General features: G+C 74.5%; 17 protein-coding genes. 10 read left to right on the top strand and 7 right to left on the bottom strand.

Annotation, left to right across the window (positions count from 1 at the left end):
* Positions 1-112 precede the first annotated feature (112 nt).
* From ACGBYP_RS15165 to ACGBYP_RS15155, 3 genes are read left to right on the top strand one after another with little or no spacing between them, the layout of a single operon-like run.
* Positions 113-1,603: a lipopolysaccharide biosynthesis protein gene (locus ACGBYP_RS15165; RefSeq protein WP_411585454.1), complete on the top strand. Its 1,491-nt coding sequence runs from the start codon at positions 113-115 to the stop codon at positions 1,601-1,603.
* Positions 1,593-3,458 (top strand): glycosyltransferase, encoded by a 1,866-nt coding sequence (locus ACGBYP_RS15160; protein WP_411585453.1) that lies wholly within the window; start codon positions 1,593-1,595, stop codon positions 3,456-3,458. The genes ACGBYP_RS15165 and ACGBYP_RS15160 overlap by 11 nt, the downstream gene beginning before the upstream one ends.
* Positions 3,459-3,461: 3 nt before the next feature.
* The gene (locus ACGBYP_RS15155; protein ID WP_411585452.1) at positions 3,462-4,361 is read left to right on the top strand and encodes a glycosyltransferase; all 900 of its coding nucleotides are present in this window, start codon (positions 3,462-3,464) and stop codon (positions 4,359-4,361) included.
* A 51-nt stretch (positions 4,362-4,412) separates the two neighbouring features.
* Here the strand turns inward: ACGBYP_RS15155 and ACGBYP_RS15150 are convergent, their stop codons facing one another.
* The 5 genes from ACGBYP_RS15150 to ACGBYP_RS15130 form a co-directional block, all read right to left on the bottom strand.
* Complete coding sequence (locus ACGBYP_RS15150; RefSeq protein WP_411585451.1) at positions 4,413-5,558, bottom strand: glycosyltransferase family 4 protein; 1,146 nt, start codon at positions 5,556-5,558, stop codon at positions 4,413-4,415.
* Between the two features lie 43 nt (positions 5,559-5,601).
* Positions 5,602-6,789 (bottom strand): hypothetical protein, encoded by a 1,188-nt coding sequence (locus tag ACGBYP_RS15145; RefSeq protein ID WP_411585450.1) that lies wholly within the window; start codon positions 6,787-6,789, stop codon positions 5,602-5,604.
* Between the two features lie 392 nt (positions 6,790-7,181).
* Positions 7,182-8,168, bottom strand: a complete 987-nt coding sequence (locus ACGBYP_RS15140; protein WP_411585449.1) for a glycosyltransferase family 2 protein — start codon at positions 8,166-8,168, stop codon at positions 7,182-7,184.
* A 184-nt stretch (positions 8,169-8,352) separates the two neighbouring features.
* Positions 8,353-9,105: a phytanoyl-CoA dioxygenase family protein gene (locus tag ACGBYP_RS15135; protein WP_411585448.1), complete on the bottom strand. Its 753-nt coding sequence runs from the start codon at positions 9,103-9,105 to the stop codon at positions 8,353-8,355.
* A gap of 219 nt (positions 9,106-9,324) precedes the next feature.
* The gene (locus ACGBYP_RS15130; RefSeq protein WP_411585447.1) at positions 9,325-10,164 is read right to left on the bottom strand and encodes a hypothetical protein; all 840 of its coding nucleotides are present in this window, start codon (positions 10,162-10,164) and stop codon (positions 9,325-9,327) included.
* Positions 10,165-10,927: 763 nt separating this feature from the next.
* Between ACGBYP_RS15130 and ACGBYP_RS15125 the strand changes: the two genes are divergently transcribed.
* The gene (locus ACGBYP_RS15125; RefSeq protein ID WP_411585445.1) at positions 10,928-11,809 is read left to right on the top strand and encodes a hypothetical protein; all 882 of its coding nucleotides are present in this window, start codon (positions 10,928-10,930) and stop codon (positions 11,807-11,809) included.
* Between the two features lie 243 nt (positions 11,810-12,052).
* Here the strand turns inward: ACGBYP_RS15125 and ACGBYP_RS15120 are convergent, their stop codons facing one another.
* Together ACGBYP_RS15120 and ACGBYP_RS15115 are read right to left on the bottom strand one after the other, a co-directional pair.
* Positions 12,053-12,328 (bottom strand): hypothetical protein, encoded by a 276-nt coding sequence (locus ACGBYP_RS15120; RefSeq protein WP_411585443.1) that lies wholly within the window; start codon positions 12,326-12,328, stop codon positions 12,053-12,055.
* A gap of 36 nt (positions 12,329-12,364) precedes the next feature.
* Positions 12,365-13,684, bottom strand: coding sequence for a UDP-glucose dehydrogenase family protein (locus ACGBYP_RS15115; RefSeq protein ID WP_411585442.1), 1,320 nt, complete (start codon positions 13,682-13,684; stop codon positions 12,365-12,367).
* A gap of 296 nt (positions 13,685-13,980) precedes the next feature.
* Here ACGBYP_RS15115 and ACGBYP_RS15110 point away from each other — a divergent pair, with 296 nt between their 5' ends.
* The 6 genes from ACGBYP_RS15110 to ACGBYP_RS15085 all read left to right on the top strand — a co-directional run bounded on the left by ACGBYP_RS15110 (position 13,981) and on the right by ACGBYP_RS15085 (position 19,638).
* Positions 13,981-15,063 carry an LCP family protein gene (locus tag ACGBYP_RS15110; protein ID WP_411585440.1) on the top strand — a complete coding sequence of 361 codons (1,083 nt, stop codon included), beginning with the start codon at positions 13,981-13,983 and terminating at the stop codon, positions 15,061-15,063.
* 106 nt (positions 15,064-15,169) lie between these two features.
* Complete coding sequence (locus ACGBYP_RS15105) at positions 15,170-15,346, top strand: hypothetical protein (RefSeq protein ID WP_411585438.1); 177 nt, start codon at positions 15,170-15,172, stop codon at positions 15,344-15,346.
* A gap of 107 nt (positions 15,347-15,453) precedes the next feature.
* The gene (locus tag ACGBYP_RS15100; protein ID WP_411585437.1) at positions 15,454-16,200 is read left to right on the top strand and encodes an alpha/beta fold hydrolase; all 747 of its coding nucleotides are present in this window, start codon (positions 15,454-15,456) and stop codon (positions 16,198-16,200) included.
* Positions 16,197-17,720: a Mur ligase family protein gene (locus ACGBYP_RS15095; protein ID WP_411585436.1), complete on the top strand. Its 1,524-nt coding sequence runs from the start codon at positions 16,197-16,199 to the stop codon at positions 17,718-17,720. Before ACGBYP_RS15100 ends, ACGBYP_RS15095 begins: the two co-directional genes overlap by 4 nt.
* A 55-nt stretch (positions 17,721-17,775) precedes the next feature.
* The gene (locus tag ACGBYP_RS15090) at positions 17,776-18,894 is read left to right on the top strand and encodes a hypothetical protein (RefSeq protein WP_411585435.1); all 1,119 of its coding nucleotides are present in this window, start codon (positions 17,776-17,778) and stop codon (positions 18,892-18,894) included.
* 231 nt (positions 18,895-19,125) lie between these two features.
* A complete protein-coding gene (locus tag ACGBYP_RS15085; RefSeq protein ID WP_411585433.1) occupies positions 19,126-19,638 on the top strand; it encodes a diguanylate cyclase domain-containing protein in 513 nt (170 codons plus the stop codon).
* Positions 19,639-19,640: the final 2 nt, after the last annotated feature.

Here is a 19,640-nt window from a genome sequence, read left to right as displayed (position 1 = left end):
CTGGTGAGCGACAGCGAGGAGCAGGTGTGGGCACCCCAGGGCGTGCAGCGGCAGCCCGTGCACCCGGCAGGGGCGCCCCGTCGGGGCGGCCCACCCGTCCGGTGGCCTCACGATGACCGCCCCGCGGACGCCCGGGACGGCGGACTACCGCCGACGCGTCCTGGTCGGCGTCGGCTGGACGGCGCTGCAGAAGTGGGCGGTCCGGTTCGCCAGCCTGGCGACCTTCGCCGTCCTCGGCCGGCTGGTCGGCCCCGCGGACATCGGCCTGGCCACGCTGGCCACCGCCGTCATCGGGCTCCTCACCGTCATCGCCGACCTCGGCGCCTCGGCCTACGTCGTGCGGGCCCCCCGGCTGGACCGCCGCGCGCTGAGCACCGTCTTCTGGACCAACCTCGCCCTGGCCTGCGGCGCCGGGCTGCTGGTGGCGGGGGTCGCACACCCGCTGGCGGCCGTGCTCGGCGAGCCCCGGCTCGGTCCCGTGCTCCAGGTGGCCGCGCTGCTGCTGCCGCTGAGCGCACTGGCCACCACCCCGGTCGCCCTGCTCACCCGCGAGCTGGACATGAGACCGCTGGCCTTCCGGGAGATGATCGCCGCGCTGTTCGGTGCGGCCGTCGGCCTGTCCGCCGCCTTCGCCGGCGCCGGGGTGTGGGCCCTGGTGGCGCAGGCGCTGGCGCAGGCGGTCGCCGGCATCGTCGTCGTCTGGAGGGCAACGACGTGGCGTCCCACCCGCGAGTTCCACCCGCCCGCGGCGAGGGAGATGGCTCGCTACGGCAGCGGGGTGAGCGGCAGCAACCTCGTCCAGGCCCTGCACGACCGCACGGAGCAGTTCGTCCTCGGCGCCGTGGCCGGTGTCGAGGTGCTCGCGTACTGGGCCATCGGCACCCGGTTGCTCAACCTGGTCTACGACGTGTCGATGGCCGTGCTCGACATGGTCGCCCTGCCGGTGATGTCGCGGGTGAGCGCGGACCGCCAGCGCCTGGCGAAGACCCTGGACAGCGCCACCGCCGGTGGGCTGCTCCTGCTCGTGCCGGTGCTCCTCGTCGTGTGGTTCACGGCCGGGTGGGTCATCCCGCTGGTCTTCGGACCGGGCTGGACGCCGTCCGTCGCCCTGATCCAGGTCCTCTGCCTGACCTACGCCGTGGGCGGCCTCTCGTGGTTCAGCCGCCCGGCGCTGCTCGCGGCGGGACGCTCCGGGGTCGAGTTCGCGGTCACCCTGCTCGGTCTCGGGGTGCACGTCGCCGCGGTGGTGCTCGCCGCACCCCACGGCCTGATCGTGCTGGCCTGGGTCGTCACCGGCGAGGCGGTCCTGATGGTCGCCGTCCGGGCCGCCGTGCAGCGTCGGTGCATCCAGGTCGGCTGGTCGGTCTACCTGCGGTCGGTGCGCGTGCTGGTCGCCGGCGGCGTCGCGGTGGCGGTGGCGGCCGGGCTGCGGGAGACCGTCGCCGGCACCGGCGGACAGGTGCTCGCCGTCGCTGCGGGCGCGGTCGCCTACCTGGCCCTCGTGTGGCTGCTCAACCGTTCGCTCGTCGGGGAGGTCGTCGGTGACGTCCGACGCCTCGCCGGCCGGAACCCCGATCCCCAGGAGGCTCGCCATGACGGGTGACCGACCCCGCTTCAGCATCATCGTCCCCACCTACCAGGGCGGGGACGCGCTCCTCGCCACCCTGCGGAGCCTGTCCGGACTGCACGCGCCGTGGCCGGTCGAGGTGCTCGTCGTCGTCGACGGGTCCACCGACGGCAGCGCCGAGGCGGCCGCCGCGGTGGGCGGCCCGCTGCTGACCCGGGTCGTCGTCCAGCCGAACTCGGGAGCCGCTGCCGCCCGCAACCGGGGCGCCCGCGAGGCCCGCGGCGACCTGCTGCTGTTCCTCGACGACGACATGCTCGCCGACCCCGGCCTCCTGGTGGCCCACGATGCGCGACACCGGGCCGGCGCCGGTGCGGTGGTCGGGCACATCCCGCTGGCCCCCGGCGCACCCCGGACCCACCTCACCCGTGGATACGCGCAGTGGGCGGACGGGCGGGCCGCGAGGCTGGCGGCCTCCGGCGGGGCGGTGACCGTCGCGGACCTCCTCACCGGGCAGCTGTCGCTGGCCGCCGACCTGTTCACCGAGCTCGGCGGCTTCGACGAGACGCTCACCGCTGACGGGCGCTTCGGGGGTGAGGACACCGACTTCCTGGTCCGGCTGTCCCGCTCGGGGCGCGAGGTGGTGTTCGCCCCGGACGCGGTCAGCGCGCAGCAGTACGAGGTCGACGCCCTGCGGTACCTGGGCCAGTGGGAGGAGGCCGGCCGCACCGACACCGTCCTGGCGCGCCGGCACCCGGGGTTGGGCGGGGAGACCTGGGTGCAGCACGCCGGCAACGGCCGCACCGCCCGGACGGCGCGCTGGGTGGGGCCCCGGCTGCCCGGCGGCCTGCTCTCCGTCGTGGACCGCTGGGCCGCCGGCCGGGTCACCGCCGGCCACCTGGACGCCGTCACCGCCCGGTCCTACACCGCGCTGCGCGACCTGCACTACTGGCGGGGTGTGCAGCTCGGCGGCGGTCTCCACCGGGGGCAGCCGACGCTCGCCGTCCTCGCCTACCACGCGATCGAGGACGTCGACGATCCCCGCACCGGCCAGTACGCCGTCCCCCCGGAGGCCCTGCGCGCCCAGCTGACGGCGCTGCGAGCGGCCGGTTGGCGGTTCCTGACCGGCCAGCAGTTCCTCGACCACCTCGAGGGGCACACCCCCGTGACGGGCAACGGTGTGCTGCTGACCTTCGACGACGGCTACGTCAGCGTGCTGGAGAGCGCGGTGCCGGTGATGCGCGAGCTGGGTGCAGTCGGCGTCGCGTTCGTGGTCTCCTCGCTCGTCGGCGAGCACAACGCCTGGGACGCCGCGACCGGGGCGCGGCCGCTGCCGCTGCTCGACGTCGCTGGGCTGCAGGAGCTGGCGGGGGCGGGCTGGGAGCTGGGCGCCCACTCGCGCTCCCACGCCCACCTCCCCCACCTGGCGGACGACGCGCTGGCCGACGAGCTCGCCGGCGCCCGGCAGGAACTGGCCGCGCTCGGCCTGGGCACCCCCCGGTTCTCCGCCCACCCGTTCGGGGAGCACGACCGCCGGGTGCGCGCGGCAGCCGCGGCAGCGGGGTACGACGCCTCCTTCGCCCTCGTGACCGGGCGGGCGAGAGCGCGCCGGGCCGACCGGCACGCCGTCCCGCGGATCGAGGTCCAGCGGGACACGACCGTGCCCGAGCTCCTCGCCCTGGTCGACCGACCCCTGGTGGCGCCGCACGCCGCCGGCCGACAGGTGGCGCGTGCGGTGGCGCGTGCGGTGGCCCGGCGGCTCCGCCGGATCCCCGGCTGGGGCCATCCGCGGGGGCGCCGTGGTGCGAACGCCCCTCGGAGGGGTGACGCCGCCGCCGGGCCGTTGTCCGGCCCCTCGGGAACGGGCGATCCTGTCCCGTCGAGGGAGGGGTGACCGATGCCGTCAACAGCAGCTGCTCAGATCAGCGTGATCGTCCGTGCCCGGGACAAGGTGGGCACGATCGGCGCGACGCTGGAGTCACTGCGCCGCCAGACCGTGCCGGCCGAGATCATCGTCGTCGACTCGGGGTCGACCGACGGCACCCTCGAGCTGGCGAACCGCTGGGCCGACCAGGTGATCGAGATCCCCCCGGCCGAGTTCACCTACGGCGGCGCGCTCAACACCGGGGCTGCCGCCGCATCGTGCGACGTCCACGCGTCGCTCTCGGCCCACTGCGTCCTGCCGACCGACACCTGGGTGGCGGACAGCCTGCGGCGGTACGAGCGCTTCGACGTGGCCGCGACCAACCAGCGGGAGCACACGCCCACCGGGCAGCCCATCCTCGACACCTACTGGCAGACCCTCGCCGACGCCGCCGCCCGTCCTGGCTGGGGCTTCTCCAACCACGCCTCGACCTGGCGGGCCGACGTCTGGAAGGAACAGCCCTTCCGGGAGGACCTGCTCGCCTGCGAGGACAAGGAGTGGTCGTGGCAGGTCCTGGCCAGCGGGCGGACGATCGCCTACGGCCCCGACCTGTTCGTGGGCACCGTGCACCGTCGGGCGGCCGGGTTCAGCGCGCTCGTCGAACGGGTCGGCCGGGAGGCCGAGGCCATGGTGTCCATGGGCGCCGCCGACCCGCTCTCGACCGCGGAGTTCCTGCAGGCCTGCTGGTCGTCGTTCCCGACCACGGGCCCGCGCCCGCGCTGGGTGCGCCGGGCCAGCCCGCTGCGGCTGGCCGAGCTCCTCGGCAGCTGGCTGGGCGGTCGCCGGGCCCGCCCGCTCCCCGAGGTGCAGCTGGGCGAGCTGTTGGCCGCCCACGGTCTGCACCGCGCCCCGTGGCCCTACCTGCCCTGGTGACACCGGCACCCCGGTACGGCGGCCGGTCCGCCGTACCGGGGTCGAGCCCGGTCAGGGCACGTGGACCGGGCGTCCCGCGTACTCGGTGAACAACCGGTCGTAGCCGTCGACCATGCGCTCCGGGGTGAAGGAGCGCGCCGTCTCCCGGCCCCGCGCCGCGATGCGCTGCCGGAGGTCGTCGTCGGTCACCAGCTGGACCAGTGCGGCACCGACGTGCTCCCCCGTCGCCGGCACCACCCGGGCGTTCAGGCCGTCGGTCAGGTGGTCGGCGGCGAACCCCACCGGCGAGGTCACCGCGGCCAGGCCGAAGGCCATCGCCTCGGGCAGCGCCAGGCCGAACCCCTCCGACAGCGAGGGGAAGAGGAAGACCTGGCTCTCGTTCATCAGCCGCATCTGCTCGGCCCGGGTGACCCGGGGGAGCACGGTCAGCGCATCACGGTCCGCGGGGTCGAAGTGGGCGGCCAGCTCCTCGTGGCTCTTGCCCGTGCCGCCGATGACCAGCCGCGCCGCCGGGAACGCCTGGCGGAGCAGCCGGAGGGCGCGCGGCACGTACCAGGCACCCTTGCGGGACTCCCACGTGCCGAACCACAGGACCTGCCCCGGGACCCGCTGGTCCAGCGGGGTGATGGTCTCACTGCCGACCAGCAGCTCCGGGTGGACCGCCGGGGGGATGTGCACGATCGTGCCGCGGGTCCGCAGCTGGTCGAGGTCCCGGAGGTTCTGCACCACCGAGACGTCGGCCGCGGCGACCCCGCGGTACTCCCACCAGTCGGAGAACGGTGCGGAGACCGCCCGGTAGGCCGGCGAGGCCGGGAAGTGGCCGAGGCGCGACTCCCCGAGGTTCACGATCCGGTCGTAGACCGACATGCCGTGGGCGTGGCTGACCAGCAGGGGACGCGGTCCGCCGCTGGCGCGCAGCCGGCGGAACAGCGGGTACATCGTCCCGCCCGACGCCATGACGACGTCGTGGTCCCCGGGGCTGGTGCTGCTGAGCGCCGCGCGGCTGATCCACTGCGGGAGGCCGACCCGCTCGACCACCAGGCGCGGCAGTCGGCCGGTCGGCAGGCCGTAGTCCTCCTGGTGCCGGACGTCGACCTCGTGCCCCCGGGCGGCGAGGCCCTCGGACAGCACGTGGTAGATCCGCGACGCGCCGCCGTCGGGGTCGTTGGGCGAGTGGGACAGCATCAGGATGCGCACGAGTGCTCCTCGTCGATGGGGGCTGGGGCACGGTCGGGAACGGTCACGGGGTGGCCACCTCACGCCGACCGAGCGACACGGCCCGGCCGAGGAGCCACCAGCACGGCGGGAGCACCAGCAGACCGGCGAACATGAAGCCGGCGGCCGCTCCGCTCGCCCCGGCCATCCGCACGCCGATCGCGGACAGCACCAGGATCAGCGGGCCGAGCAGCGCGTTGATCCACACGTTGTAGGCGACCCGGTTGAGCGCGCGCATGATCGCCGTCGCGCCGACGGAGGCCCCGGTCAGGCAGGTGAAGGCGATCATGGCCGGCAGTGCCTCGCGGGCGCTGGTCCAGGTCTCCCCGAGCAGCGCGATGCCCACCGACTCGGGGATGAGCAGCAGGACCAGACCCCAGAGGGCGTCGACGGCCACGAGCAGGCCGCTGACCGCCAGCGCGATCTGCACCAGGCCCTTCTTCGACGGGCTCCGGCGGACCACCTCGGGGATCACGAAGGACCCGACGGCGAACCCGACGATGTTCAGCGGCCCGAGCAGCGTCTGAGCCGCGCGCAGGGCACCGACGTCGTCCACGGCGCCGATGACGGCGATGACCACGAAGGCGATCTGGATCGTGCCCAGGTTGACGACGGCGTTGGCCAGCGACGGGTAGCTGACGTCGCGGTGGTCGACCACCCAGGCTCGGGTCGTGGCGTACGTGGGCGCCTGCCGGTTCTGCCGCGCGCCGAACAGGGCTGCCACCAGCGCGGCGCCGGCCCAGGCGAGCACGAACGGGATGGCCCGGTCGGTGCCGAACAGCAGCAGCACCCCCACGGCGACGGCCTGGAGCAGGGTCCACACGAGGTCGTTCACGAACGCCGCCGCCGGGCTGCCCCGGGAGACGAACGCGGTGCGCCAGGTGTCCTGCAACGCCAGGGCCGGCAGGAGGACGGCGACCGCCACCAGCACCCCCCGCAGCGGCATGCCGGTGAACAGGGCGATGGCCAGGGTGATCAGGCCGGAGACGGCGCCCAGCAGCACGGCGGCGCCACCGGCGGCGGCTGCGGCCCAGGTCTGCCGGGCGGGCTCGGCACCCGAGTACCGGATCACCAGGACCTGGCCGCACAGGCCCTGGGTCAGCGCGATCACCAAGGTGTAGACCGAGAAGGCCAGCGCGAAGGCGCCGTACTCCGCGGAGGAGACGACGCCGGCGATGACGAACGTCAGCCCGGCGTTGGCCAGGCTCGACACGGCCTGGTCGGCGACGATCCAGAGGGCCCGGCCCCCCAGACCCGACCTGCCCGCCGCCACAGCCGGTGGCGCCGCCGCGGCCGCTCCCTGCGCCGCAGCCGGTCCTGGTGCCACGGGGTCAGTCATGGAGCCGGTGTCCTGGCCTGACGGCGCGCGGACCGGCAGGCGAGCCCGGCCCGCAGGACCGACCACGCAGGGCGCAGCCCTCTACCGGCGACCGCCTCGCCGGCGCCCCGTTCGTTCCTCGTGCGTGCACTGCACCCGTCCTGTCACCACCGGACCACCGTGGTCCGCGTCCTTCGTCACCCCGCCGGACGGCGGGCCCCCACTGCTGCCCCACCTCGTCCGAGACCCCGTGGCGGAGCCTGGTGGACGGCGGGGTCCGGCACCGTCTAGACGGTCACCCGGCGCCGGGACGACCACGACCGCACACGCCGGACCGCTGCCGACACCGTCCGGCCCGGACCGATGAGGAGCACCAGGCCCAGCACCATGACCTGGGCGACGCGCCGCCCCTCCCGCCGGTGGACGGTCGCCTGCCTGAGCAGCTTGGCCCGGAGCAGCCGACGCTCGAAGTCCAGCTTCTCCGAGGGCGACGACAGGTGGCCCGCGGCGTACTCGTCGACGCTCATCTCGGGCTCCGCCGAGCGCCGGCGGGCCGAGTTGAGCACGATCAGGTCGTTGAGCATCAGCTGCCGGCGAGTGGCACCGGCCGAGATGGAGTGCCCGTGCACCCGGAGCCTGAGGAGCTCCTCGGGCTGCACGACGATGTGCCGGCCGGAGTCGATCAACCGGGTGAACAGGTCGACGTCCTCGCTGTCCCGGTAGTCCGCCCGGTAGCCACCCACCTGCTCGACGGCCGCCTTCTGCACTAGCACCGTCGGGTGGGCGAAGACGACCGGCAGGCCTCGACGCATGTACGCCTCGACCGCGTCCACCGAACGGAGCGGGGACCGGACGGCGCCGCGCGAGGCGCCCTTCTCGTCGATCAGCTCGTAGTCGCTGGCCACACCGACCAGCTCGGGGTGCTCGTCGAGGAAGGCGAGCTGCCGACTGAGCCGGTCAGGCGTCATGACGTCGTCCGCGTCCATGCGCGCGATGAGCGGCGCGGTGGCCCGGGCGAGGCCCGCGTTGAGAGCGGCCACGATGCCGCCGCGCTGTCGCGTGACGAGGACGACCCGCGGGTCCTGCGCGGCGAACCGGGCCAGGACGGCCGGGGTCTCGTCGGTGGACCCGTCGTCCACGACGACCAGTTCCAGGTCCGCCATGCTCTGGGCGAGGACACTGCTGACCGCGGCTTCGAGGAAGCGCGCGCCGTTGTACACCGGCATGACGACCGACACCCGGGGGTGCGGCGGAGCCGGGGCGCTGCTGAGCATGGGACCGAACTGCCCTTCTTCGTGAGCACGGTGGAGGAGCTTCCTCACGCGCCGACGCCCGCTGGACGCACGGAACGACCCCGAGATGCGACCGTAGCGGTCGCGTCTCGGGGACCGCTCCTCGACCAGCGTGGCGACGATGCCACCGGCTCCGGAGCCCGGCTCGTGCCGGGAGGTCGCGCGGTCAGAGGACCCGGTACCGCCGGACCCGCACCTTCTCCTTCGCGGCCTCGATCGCGCGCTCGGCGATCGAACCGGTCGTGAAGTCCAGGATCCAGGCGCGTCGGGTGTTCGTGCCCAGGTTGGGACCGGCGCCGTGCACCGTGTGGAAGTCGTGCGCAGTGGCCCCACCGAGCTGGCACGGCGCCTCGGCCACGGTGGCCTCGTCGACCTCGAGGTACTTGACCGTCTTGCCATCGGCCGTGGTGCGCTCGAGGTGCTGCTGGCGGCCGCCCAGGTGGCTGCGCGTGACATAGCGCATGGCGCCGTCCTCGACGCTGGTGTCCTGGAAGGGGATCCAGATCGCCAGGCGGTTGGTCCTGTCCGGGTCGTAGCCGGAGTCCTGGTGCCACGACGTGGTGCCCGCGAGGCCCGGGGGCTTGTAGATCGCGTGGTCGTAGAGCACGTAGGCGTTCTGGCCGAGCAGCTGCTTGGCCAGCTGGTGGGCGGCGTGGAAGACGGCCGTCTTGCGCAGCTCGGGAGCGAGCGTGGAGACGGCGTTGATCTCCGGGAGGATCGGCTTCGCCGGGTCGGCGCCGCCGGCCAGGTCGTGCGCGAACTGCTTCGGCACGTCGACGAAGCGGTCGAAGAGCTGGTCGAGGACCGCCCGGGCCCGGGAGAGCTCTGCGGAGTCGACACCCAGCGAGGGGACGTGGACCCAGCCCTGCCGGGCGAACTGCTCGTTGATCACGGACGGAGCCGCGTGGTCGATGGTCATGCTGGCCTCACAAGGGTCGCTGCACACTGCCCGCCGCCTGACAGGTGACGGGGAGAAGAACGTTGCGCGCATTCGATCATGTGGTTGCAGCCCCACACCACTCGTACCCGTCACCCACCGTGCTCACTGTCCCCCGATTTCCGGAGTGGGGTGACTCTGCGTTGAGAACACCGCGACCCAAGGCGAGACGCGCTCACCCGATCGGGTGAGCGTCTCAGGTCAGTACAGCCGGTGGTCGCGGGCCGTCTGCCAGGACGGCAGGGCGCCGGGGGCGTCGACGGTCTCGGCGTCGGCGGTGCGCCGCAGCACCCAGTCGGCCGGCAGCACGAGCCTCGGTGCCACCCCGACGAGGACCGCGACCAGGACGGCGACGCCGCCGAAGGCCTCGCCGGTCTCCTCCACGAAGGTGGCCGCCGCTGACCAGAAGGGGTCGCCGGCGCGGGCGGCGAGCGAGGACACGGCGGAGAGGCCGACCGCCGCCGAGGAGTAGAGGGACAGGGCGGTGAGGACCCGGCGCCGGTCGCGGCGCTCGGTGCGGCTGAGCCACCACAGCCCGGCGACGACGACGGCCACCACGGCCGCGCTGCCCACCGCGGCCAGGACCGGGCGGTGGGCCACCCCGGTGACCTCCAGCGCCCGGACGTGCACCGTGCCACCGGCCTTGACCTGCGCGATGGCCGCGGTGACACCGGCGACGGCCAGCCACCACGGACGGCGGCCGGTGCCCCGGGCGGCGCCGATGACGGCGACGACCGCAGCGGCCGCGAAGAGCGCGGCGACGAACATGCGCGGGACCGAGAGCGGGAGGTCCATGGCCCAGAGCCGGGCGGCGCCCCGCTCGTTGCCCGTCGCCCGGATGACGAAGCCGACGGCCTCGAGACCCGCGCTCACCAACAGCAGCACCGCTGCGACGGGCGGCATGGGGATGCGGCGGCGGGGGGCACGCGGTGCGGGGACCGGCAGCAGCGCGGCCGGCCCCTCCCGGCGCTCGGCCTCCCGGATCGCCCGGCCCACGACCGGCGCGAGCACCAGCGAGAGACCGAACCACCCGATCAGCACCCATCCCCACCACGGCATGCAGCAGTCATCGGTACGGCGGCCGGAGAGCTTGACACCTCAGGACCGACGGATCTGGCCGCATCTGCCGACCTGCCGGCCGGACGGGCCGCTCCGGCCGTCGGTGGCGGTCCGGTCACGGTGTGGACGTCTCCGTGCGCGGTGCGCCCACCAGGGCGGACACTGGTGTCACGTCCGGGGTTGACGGGCTGCACCAGCACAGGCAGCCTGCGCTCCATCGGACGGGTCGTTGTCCGCAGCGGTGGTCGAGACGAGGCGTTCCGTGGCTTGGTGGGCGTGGGTGGTGGCCGGCTGGTGCCTGGCCTCCCTCGCCGCTGCCCTGGTCATGGGGACGGCCAGCGCCGAGATCTCCCGCCGCGAGCCTCGCGCGGCGGCAACGCGTGACCTGGCCGCCTTCGCGCCGGACGACGCCGAGCTGGCCGACTCTGCCGTGCCCCTCCGGTCCCGTCCCGGGGTCGTGGCCGTCGGCGGCGACGTCCGGCGCCGACCCTCCCGCCCGTGTGCCGGTGGACCCCCGGCCCGGCCGGTGCACGGCCGGGGGTGGACGAGCCGCCCGACCGCCTCCCTCCAGCGGCACCAGCTGGCCCGGCGCCCCGGTGTCTCGACTCCCCCGACGGCGGCGCAGCCGGGCCGCAGCGGACACGGCAGCCGTTCCCTCACCCAGCACCGACCGACGGCCCGGCGGCCTCTCGCGCCGAGCCGCGACGAGCTGGCGCAGCGGCGCCGCCTGCGCGCGACGCCGTCCATGGACCGCTCCCCGGCGTCGGTGGTGATCGCCGGCGCCAGCCGTCGGGTGCGCACACCACCACCCCCGCCCGCGTCCCGCCTGCCCCGGCTCGACAGCCCCCGCGCGCGGCGCGTCGCCCTGCTGACCTGCCTGCCGGTGATCGCGCTGGGCCCGCTGCTCGCCGGCTCGACCAGCTCGCTGGGCATGCGCACGGCCCTCGCCGCCGAGGTCTACGCCAACCCCGACCAGGCCGACCAGCTGATCGCCGCCCTCGACCGCGGTCGACTGCTGGCCGGGCTCTCCACCCCTGTCACCGCCCCGCCGGCGGAGACGCAGGCCCCGGTGTTCCCGGGCGACGACGAGCCGGACGTGACCACCCCGCCGGCCCGCACCCCCGCGCCGGCCGGCCCGTCGAGCACCTCCGGCACGGGCGCCCCCGCCACGACCAGCGAGCCGACGCGTCGTCCCACCCTGCCGGCGCCCGGTACCGAGACCGGGTCCCCGGCGACCGGCCCGGTCCCCGGCACCGTGCCGCCGTCGAGCGACCCCCAGGTCACCCCGCTCCCGTCGAGCCTGGCCGCTCCCACGCCCAGCCCGGTCACGCCCGGCCCGGTCCAGCCCAGCCCGGCTCAGCCCACCCCGACGCCCACCCCGACGCCGAGCCCGGTCGAGCCGACGCCCAGCCCGACGCCGACGCCCAGCCCGACGCCGACGCCCAGCCCGACGCCGACGCCCACTCCCCGGCCGACGCCGAGCCCGGTCGAGCCCACCCCGACGACACCGGCCCCGACCAAGCCGACGCCGACGCCGACCGATTCGGCACCGGTCGCGCCCACCCCCAGCGCCGTGGCCGGCAGTGGGTCGACGGCCCCGTCCGGGCCCCCGCTCGGCGACGACTGACCCGGGGCGACGGCGCCCGACGGCACTCACCGGTCGGGCGAGACGTCGATCACACTCAGGACGACGGCCCCGAACAGCGCAGCGCTCGGCCGACTGCCCGGCCTCGGCCTGCAGCTGCGTGCGCCCGGCAGCTGACGTCCGCCGCTCGTCCCGCACGTGCCCGGCCCGACCGCGGGCGGCGACCAGCACCACGGTGACGGCACCGAGCACGACCCACGAGATGACCCGCAGGAACAGTGCGGGTCACCGCTGGGTGCGCGGTTGATCGACCCCGGATCGACCGCCGTCGGTCGGGGCGGAGTCCCGACCGACCCTCGGACCACTGAGCGCGCAGGTGAGCACGCCGATCACACCGAGCAGCCAGATCGCGACGATGCCCACGTCGCCGCGGTGGATGCCGTGCCCTGCGGAGAGCGTGACGAGCACCGGACCCTCACGCAGGTACTGACCGGTCAGCAGCAGGACGGCGAACAGCGACAGGGCCGCCGTCGCCAGGAGCGCACCGGCCCAACGCAGCATCGTCGGACCGTACGCCGTCCCGGACAGTCGCCAGGCTCAGCCGGCGCGGCGTCCCAGTGCGCGGTAGCTCCAGCCGGCGGCCACCCAGCGGTCCATGTCCAGGGCGTTGCGCCCGTCGAGCACACGCTTCTGGGCGACGACCTCGCCGAAGGCCGCGGGGTCGAGGTCGCGGTACTCCTTCCACTCGGTCAGCACGAGCACGGCGTCGGCCCGCTCGGCGGCCTCCTCCGCGGTGGCGGCGTAGTCGAGCTGCGGCCAGAGCCGGCGGCTGTTCTCCACCGCTGCGGGGTCGGTGACCCGGACGACGGCGCCCTGCAGCTGCAGCTGGGCGGCGACGTTGAGCGCCGGGGAGTCGCGGATGTCGTCGCTGTCGGGCTTGAACGCCGCACCGAGCACGGCCACCCGCTTGCCGAGCAGCGAACCGTCGCAGACCTCGCGGGCCAGCTCGACCATCCGGATGCGCCGGCGCATGTTGATGTTGTCGACCTCGCGCAGGAAGGTGAGCGCCTGATCGGCGCCCAGCTCGCCCGCGCGGGCCATGAAGGCGCGGATGTCCTTGGGCAGGCAGCCACCGCCGAAGCCGAGCCCGGCGTTGAGGAACTTGCGGCCGATCCGGTCGTCGTGGCCGATGGCGTCGGCGAGCTGCTTGACGTCCGCGCCCGTGGCCTCGCACAGCTCGGCCATCGCGTTGATGAAGGAGATCTTGGTGGCCAGGAAGGAGTTGGCCGCGGTCTTCACCATCTCCGCGGTCGGGTAGTCGGTGACGACCTGCGGGGTGCCGGCGGCGACGATCGAGGCGTAGACCTCGTCCAGGACGGCGCGGGCCCGCTCGCCGTCCGGTCCGGCGGCGATGCCGTAGACCAGCCGGTCGGGGTGCAGGGTGTCCTCGACGGCGAAGCCCTCGCGCAGGAACTCCGGGTTCCAGGCCAGCATCGCGCCGGGCACCTTGCCCTCCACCAGCTCGGCCAGCCGCGCGGCGGTGCCGACGGGCACGGTCGACTTGCCGGCGACCAGGTCGCCGGGCTTGAGCGCCTCGAGCAGCGACTCGACGGCGGACTCGACGTACCGGAGGTCGGCGGCGTACTCGCCGCGCTTCTGCGGCGTCCCGACGCAGAGGAAGTGGACGACGGAGTCCCGCGCGTCGGCCATGTCGGCGCTGAACCGGAGCCGGCCCGAGGCCAGGGAGGTGCCCAGCAGCTCCTCGAACCCGGGCTCGTAGAACGGCGCCTTCGCGTTCTGCAGCGACTCGACCTTGGCGCGGTCGACGTCGATGCCCACCACGTCGTGCCCGAGCTCGGCCATCGAGGCGGCGTGGACCGCACCCAGGTACCCGCAACCGATGACCGAGATCTTCATGGACCGTCCTCCACTCGCGCGGGCCCCTACGGGCACCAGCTCACCTAGAAAGTAGAGAGGGCCGTCGTGCCCCCACCAGCGGGTGCGGGCCGGGACACCCATGGAGCTGGGTCGGTGGGCTCCTCCCGGTGGTGGCGACGAGCAGCCGCCTGACCTCGATCGGGTGACCGTCCTGAGTGCGCGGTCCCGAAGAGTGACGGGCCGTCGCCCGAACAGGTCGTCCGAACGGTCCGAGCACGACATCCCACCGGTGGTCGCGCACCGTCAGTGACGACAGCCGCCACCAGAGGAGACCGATGACCGCGCCGAGCACGCACGCCGCGCTGGCCGACCCGCCGACAGCCGCCAGCGACGTGACCGCGCCGCCCCGGCGTCCCTGGCGACGGGTGCTCATCGCGCTGGGGACACTGGGCCTGCTCCTCGCCGTCGTCGTCGGCGGCGGGCTGTGGTTCGTCACCGACCGCTACGGGAGCAACATCGACCGGGTCGGGGACGTCTTCGACGGCCTGAGCGAGGCCGCACGCCCGGCTCCCGCCTCGGCGGTCGACCAGGCCCAGGATACGGCGGACCCGGTCACCTTCCTGCTGGTCGGCTCGGACACCCGGGCGGAGGTGGCGCCCGGCGAGCTGCCGGACGCCCGGTCCGACGCCGTCATGATCGCCCGGTTCGCAGCCGACCGGCAGCACGCCCAGGTCATCTCGATCCCGCGCGACTCCTGGGTCGACATCCCCGGCCACGGCCGCAACAAGGTCAACGCGGCGTACGCCCTCGGCGGTCCGACCCTGCTCATCCAGACCGTCGAGCAGCTGACCGGCGTCCGGATCGACCACTACGCCGCGATCGACTTCGCCGGCCTGATCCAGGTGACGGACGACCTCGGCGGCATCGACGTCACCGTGCCCGAGACGACGAGCAACGGGCCGTACACCTTCACCGCCGGGCCGAACCACCTCGACGGCGACCAGGCCCGCTGGTACGTGGGCCAGCGCTACGACCTCCCCGGCGGGGACTTCGACCGCGTCAAGCGTCAGCAGAACTACCTGCGGGCGATGTTCTCCAAGCTCTTCAGCCAGGACGTCTTCACCTCGCCGGGCAAGCTGGACGCCAGCCTGCTGGCGGTGACCAACGCCGTCGCGGTGGACGACGGCCTGGGCAACGGCGAGCTGCTGGAGCTGGCGTACTCACTGCGCGGTCTGACGCCGGCCGACGTCCAGTTCTTCACCGCTCCCGTGCTCGGCACAGGGACCGAGGGGTCCGCCAGCGTCGTCCACCTCGACGCGAACACCGGCCAGCGGATGTGGGGCTACCTGCAGACCGACTCCCTCGGCCAGAACGCCGCCGAGTTCGCCGACGAGGCCCTGCCCGAGACCCCCCGGTGACGCGGCCGCCGGCCCATCGCCTGGGCTGCCGCCCCTCCCGTCCCACGGGCCACGGACACCTCGCGACCTCCCGTCCCTGAGGGAGTCGCTCGCAGACGATGCGCGGGTGAGCTTCGTCCTCGGCGCGACCTGGTTGGCCCTCTCGATCTGGGCGACCGACCACGCGGCTCTCCTGGGGCTGGCCCTGGCGATGACGATCGTGCCCCGCACCAGCGCACCGCGGTCCTGCGGCGTCCCGGCACACCGGCACGACCTGCCGGCACACACGCTCCTCCACGGCTGACCGACAGCCCGGTCGACGACCCGTCGGTACCGACGCGAACGGCGGACCGCCCGGCCCGTCCCGGCGATCGATCCAGGTACGAGGGGGTGCTGGGCTAGACTTCCGCGGTGCTCGTCAGCCTCCTGGATGGTCAGTTCCTGGCCGAGCGATTCGGGGGCGAGCCCGACCGCGTGGTCGCCCTGCACGGCTGGGGACGCACCCGCCAGGACTGGGCCGGCGCGCTCGCCGGCGTCGGCGGCCTGGCCCTCGACCAGCCCGGATTCGGCTCCGCCCCACCCCCGCCGGCGGGCTGGGGCTCCGACGACTACGCGCGCTGGCTGCTCCCGCTGGTCGAGTTCCTCGACCGCCCCGTGCTGGTCGGCCACTCCTTCGGCGGCCGGGTCGCCGCGCAGCTGACCGCGATGCGCCCCGAGTCCGTCGGCGGCCTGCTGCTCACCGGCACTCCCCTGCTGCGCGCCGGCAACCCGCCGAAGGCGCCGCTGGCCTACCGAGCCCTCCGCAAGGCCGGGAAGCTGGGCATCCTGCCCGAGAAGCAGGTCGAGGCAGCCCGCCGGAAGTACGGCTCCGCCGACTACCGCAACGCCGAGGGCGTTCTGCGCGAGGTCCTGGTCCGCACCGTCAACGAGGAGTACAGCAGCGTGCTCGATGCACTCGCCCGGTACGACGGCCCGATCGAGCTGGTCTGGGGCGCCGGTGACACGGCTGCGCCGCTGTCCACCGCCCGCCAGATCGCCGAGCGCACCGGCGGCACGCTGACCGTCGTCGACGACGCCGCGCACCTGCTGCAGCCCTCGCTCGACGCCGCGATCGACCAGCGGCTGCGCGCCCTGCTCGCCACCGGGACCGACGCGTGAGCGCCGGCCTCACCGCCGCCGAGTGGATGGCCATCGCGGCCGGCACCGCCGCGGCTGACCTCACCTGGTGGCGCGTCGCCCAGCGCGAGCACTACGAGCCCGGTCGCAACACCGCGATGCTGCGCATGTGGGCCACCCGCACCCCGGTCTCGGTGGTGCCGTACGCCGTGGGCGCCGTCTGCGCGGCCGCAGCCTTCCGCTACCCGGTGCTCGGCATCCCGGCCGCCCTGGCCGCCGCGGCGGCGCCGGTCGGGCTGGTCTTCCGCAAGCCGTTCCCCCGCCCGGCGTTCACCCAGCGGCTGCGCCGGCTCGCCGGCGGCACCGTGGCCGTGCAGGTGGCCGCCGCGGTCGCCTTCCGCTCCCCCGCCGTCAGCGCCGCCCTGGTGCTGTTCACCGCACCGGTCACCGACGCCGTCCTGGCTGCGCTCAAGCCGGTCGAGGCGAAGCTGGGCGCGAAGTTCGTGACCAGCGCCCGCGCGCGGCTGACCCAGGTCGCCCCCGACGTCGTCGCCATCACCGGCTCCTACGGCAAGACCTCGACCAAGGCCTACGTCGAGGCCCTGCTGGCGCCGGAGAAGAACGTCTTCGCCAGCCCGGCCAGCTTCAACAACATGATGGGGCTGTCCCGCAGCATCAACGACGGGCTGTCCGGCTCCACCGAGGTGTTCGTCGCCGAGATGGGCACCTACGGCCCCGGTGAGATCCGCCGGCTCACCGAGACCTTCCCGCCCCGCATCGCCGCCATCACCACCATCGGCGAGGCGCACCTGGAGCGGATGGGCTCCCGGGCGGCCATCGTCACCGCCAAGCTCGAGATCACCGAGCGCGCCGAGATCGTCGTCCTCAACGTCGACGTCCCCGAGCTCGCCGAGGCCGCCGACCGGCTGCAGTCGTCGAAGACCGTCGTCCGGGTCTCCACCCGGCCCGACACCGTCGCCGACGTGCGCGTCGTGCCCGACGGCGGCGCGTGGGTGCTCACCGACGAGGGCCGCGGGACGGCGCGCATCGCGCAGCCCCCGGGCGGCGGGCACCCGGTCAACCTGGCCATCGCCACCGGCATCGCCCGGGTGCTGGGCGTCTCCTGGGCCAGCATCGAGGCGACCGTGGCGCGCAAGCTCCCCGGCGTCGCGCACCGCGCCGAGGCCTCGGTCAACGAGGCCGGCATCCACGTCATCGACGACACGTACAACGCCAACCCCGACGGCGCCGCCCAGGCGCTGCAGCTCGCCCGCTCGCTCGGCGAGGGCCACCGGGTCTGGGTCGTGACGCCGGGCATGGTCGAGCTGGGGTCGTCGCAGGACCAGCGCAACCGCGAGTTCGCCGAGCAGGTCATGGCCACCCCGGGCGCGACGCTGGTCGTCGTCGGCGGCACCAACCGCCGTCCGCTGGTGGCCGGGTCGACGCCCGACCGCACCGTGCTGGTGAACAGCAGGCAGGCCGCGATGGCCCACATCTCCGGCAAGGCCGAGCCAGGGGACGTCGTACTGTTCGAGAACGACCTGCCTGATCACTACCCGTGACCGGTAGCGCCCCCGACAGCTGGTCAGCCACGCCCCCCAGGCAGCAGGAGGAACGATGAAGCAGGTCGCCGTCGCATTCGGTGGTCCCTCGGCCGAGCACGACATCAGCATCCTGACCGGCCTGCAGGCCGCGCGGCTGCTGAACCAGGGCGGGCTCGACGTCCTCGCCGTCTACTGGGACCGCGGCGGCAACTGGCACACCGTCCCGGTCGACAGCGAGGCGCGTGACTTCATCGACGGCGCCCCCGCCCGGGCCACGCAGGTGGAGCCGGTGCTCGGCCGCAACGGTGGCTGGCGCCCGGTCAAGGGCCTGCGCCCCAAGACCTACCGCCCCGAGGCCGTGCTCAGCTGCTTCCACGGCGGCTACGCCGAGGCCGGCGGCGCCCGCGCGCTCTTCGACTGGATGGGCCTGCCCTCCACCGGCGGCTCGCTGTTCGCCGGCGCCCTGTCGGTCGACAAGCTCGCCTTCGGCTCGGTCATCGCCCAGGCCGGGCTGCCGACCCTGCCCCGGCTGATCGTCGGCGACGGCCACGCCGACCCCGACTTCGACGGCCCCTACATCGTCAAGCCTCGCTTCGGTGGCTCCAGCATCGGCATCGAGGTCGTCCAGGACCTGGCCGCGGCCAAGGGCCTGGCCAAGCAGAACGTGCACCTGGCCGACGGTGCCGTCCTCGAGCCCTACCGGCCCGACCTGTACGACCTCAACGTCGCGGTGATCACCCACCCGACCTTCCGGGCCTCGCTGATCGAGAAGCCGATCCGCCCCGGCTCGGACTCGATCTACAGCTACTCGGACAAGTACCTGCACACGTCCGGCCTGAGCCAGGCCCCCCGTGAGATGCCGGCGCCGATCTCCGACGAGCTCGCCGCCCGGATCCGCGCGCTGGCCGAGCAGGTGGCGGGCCTCGTCGGGCTGGGCAGCCTCGCCCGCCTGGACTTCCTCAGCGACGGCACCGAGGTGTTCGTCAACGAGGTCAACAACATCCCCGGCGCCATGTCGCTGTACCTGTGGCCCGACGACCGGCCGGCCGACCTGCTGAAGAACGCCCTGGAGCAGGCGGTGCGCGGCCGCAGCTCCAACGAGGCGCCGACCGTCTTCGCCCGCGGCGAGGCGCTCCGCGCCGCCGGTGGCATCGCCGGCAAGCTGGCCAACCTGGGCGGCCCCACCCGCTGAGCCCGCTCCGCACCTGAGACGGCCACGCCGCCTCCGGGGCCTCCGTGGCCTCCGGAGGCGGCGTGGCCGTTTCCGTGAGCGGACGGCGCGTCCCCCCGGCTCCCACGGTGCCGGAGTCCCGCCGACCGTGGCCCACGACGGCCACACCTGAGCTCCGCCCCGACTCATCCCCCTGGGGGAGGGCCGGGACACGGAGCTCAACAGGACCGCCCGGCGGGCCGACATCTCCTCATGCCCTCCGCCTCCTACGCCACCGAGTGGGAGGTCCCGGCACAGCCCGACCTCCACCACGTCGATGCGCTGACCCTGCTCCCCACCCGTGCTGTGCTGCTCGACCGCATCACCGAACGTGCCGCGACAGCGGACGCCGCCCCCGCAGCGCTCCTGCTCATCGGGCTGCTGCGCCGCGACACCGGCTGGCCGATGCCCGGCAGCGACCTCGACCGGATCGCCGGTGCCCTGTCCGCCGACCTGCGCGGCACCGACTGGCTGGCCCGCTCCGGCCCCACCGAGTTCGCCGTCCTGCTCGACGGCGCCGCCCCCGATGCCGAGACCGCCGCCAACCGGCTGGTCTCCACCGTCGCCGGCGCCGGGGTCGCGGGCGTCACCGCCTGCGTCGGGATCGCCGGGCTCGCCGCCGACGCCTCGCCCAGCGAGGTCCACCGCCGCGCCACCCTCTGCCTCACCGCTGCCCGCAGCGTGGGCGCCGGCCGCGTCATCCGCTACAGCGGCAGCCGCGCCTGACG

The sequence above is a fragment of the Modestobacter sp. SSW1-42 genome (genome assembly GCF_046635825.1).
GTDB lineage: Bacteria > Actinomycetota > Actinomycetes > Mycobacteriales > Geodermatophilaceae > Modestobacter.
Note: the sequence above shows the minus strand (reverse complement) of the source record. Positions and strands in the feature narration are given on the sequence as shown.

Excerpts from the sequence above, each read along its gene's own strand:
- ACGBYP_RS15165 (WP_411585454.1), top strand. The coding sequence starts at position 113 with ATGACCGCCCCGCGGACGCCCGGGACGGCGGACTACCGCCGACGCGTC.
- ACGBYP_RS15160 (WP_411585453.1), top strand. The coding sequence starts at position 1,593 with ATGACGGGTGACCGACCCCGCTTCAGCATCATCGTCCCCACCTACCAG.
- ACGBYP_RS15155 (WP_411585452.1), top strand. The coding sequence starts at position 3,462 with ATGCCGTCAACAGCAGCTGCTCAGATCAGCGTGATCGTCCGTGCCCGG.
- ACGBYP_RS15140 (WP_411585449.1), bottom strand. The coding sequence starts at position 8,168 with ATGCTCAGCAGCGCCCCGGCTCCGCCGCACCCCCGGGTGTCGGTCGTC.
- ACGBYP_RS15135 (WP_411585448.1), bottom strand. The coding sequence starts at position 9,105 with ATGACCATCGACCACGCGGCTCCGTCCGTGATCAACGAGCAGTTCGCC.
- ACGBYP_RS15125 (WP_411585445.1), top strand. The coding sequence starts at position 10,928 with ATGGACCGCTCCCCGGCGTCGGTGGTGATCGCCGGCGCCAGCCGTCGG.
- ACGBYP_RS15120 (WP_411585443.1), bottom strand. The coding sequence starts at position 12,328 with ATGCTGCGTTGGGCCGGTGCGCTCCTGGCGACGGCGGCCCTGTCGCTG.
- ACGBYP_RS15115 (WP_411585442.1), bottom strand. The coding sequence starts at position 13,684 with ATGAAGATCTCGGTCATCGGTTGCGGGTACCTGGGTGCGGTCCACGCC.
- ACGBYP_RS15110 (WP_411585440.1), top strand. The coding sequence starts at position 13,981 with ATGACCGCGCCGAGCACGCACGCCGCGCTGGCCGACCCGCCGACAGCC.
- ACGBYP_RS15090 (WP_411585435.1), top strand. The coding sequence starts at position 17,776 with ATGAAGCAGGTCGCCGTCGCATTCGGTGGTCCCTCGGCCGAGCACGAC.
- ACGBYP_RS15085 (WP_411585433.1), top strand. The coding sequence starts at position 19,126 with ATGCCCTCCGCCTCCTACGCCACCGAGTGGGAGGTCCCGGCACAGCCC.